Below are 971 nucleotides of genomic sequence, written 5' to 3' on the forward strand. Positions count from 1 at the left end.
GTATGACGACCTCCATGGTGAACTCGCGACCGTAGAGGATGAGCGAGCCCTGCGGCTATGTGAGAGTTGGAAAAAAATTCGACCAATGTACGCAGAACCTACCGGCGAACACTCGAGGTCTGCACTCGCGACGGGGATGGAGCAGGGTTTGCGAGAGACTCCCATGCTGTTGAAATCATTACCACCGGCAATGAGGATGCAGGCCGCAAAGGTGCTCGACGTTGCGATCGCAGCACATTACCCTGAGTTCAATGAGAAGGAGCAGGCGCGGCTGGAGAAGATCAAGGCTCGGGGAAAGATTCGCGGTGAAAGTGAGTTCTACTTAGCGCGCCACCAAGTTGATGTCCTAGAGGGTAATGTGCAGCGGGCGGAAGAGCTTCGAGAGTGGTACGCCTTGGTCGATGAATTTGAGGCACGAGGTCAATGAGACTTAACATTTCGGCCCACACGGACATACATCAGCAGGATGCCGCTGCGCGGCAGTTGCTGCGTGTCGGTGGCCTCCAACGTTAGCGCGCAAAGCATGCTGAGCGACCTCTCCACTCCACAGCGAGAACTCGCCGAGTACATGTCACTGCTTTCAGAACGGGCCTATTCCGCTGGCTGGATGAAAGGTCTGGAGTTCGCTCTTTGGCGAGCGGTATCGCAAGGTCCATTCAAATACGGGCAGCTTGAGCTTAAGGCGGAACACATCGAGCGTCTGTCTGAACTCGGCAGGCGCTGTGGTGGGTGGATCTACTTTCACAACGAGCGAGAAGAGTCGTTCGCCTCCTCCTCAAAATGGGAGGGTCTTATGTCATCGAATGAGCGAACCTCCGGGCGCCGGAATGCGCTCTAACCCTTCCATCGAGCGGACGGCCACAAGCGGGCTTCGCCCACTTGCGGCCGCCGCTCATGTCAAACGTTAAACATCAAAAAATGCCCCGTGCGCGCTCATCCCTCGAAATCGCCGCCGGTAAGCTTATCTCCGC

At 56.6% G+C, this 971-nt stretch carries 1 protein-coding gene; it reads left to right on the forward strand.

Annotated features, from left to right (window positions below; translation table 11 throughout):
- Positions 1-427 (forward strand): hypothetical protein (locus AC1D0Z_RS22845; protein ID WP_477660416.1); only part of this gene is annotated, 427 nt, incomplete at its 5' end.
- Positions 428-971 lie beyond the last annotated feature (544 nt).

The organism is Polaromonas sp. P1_E3 (genome assembly GCF_056405935.1).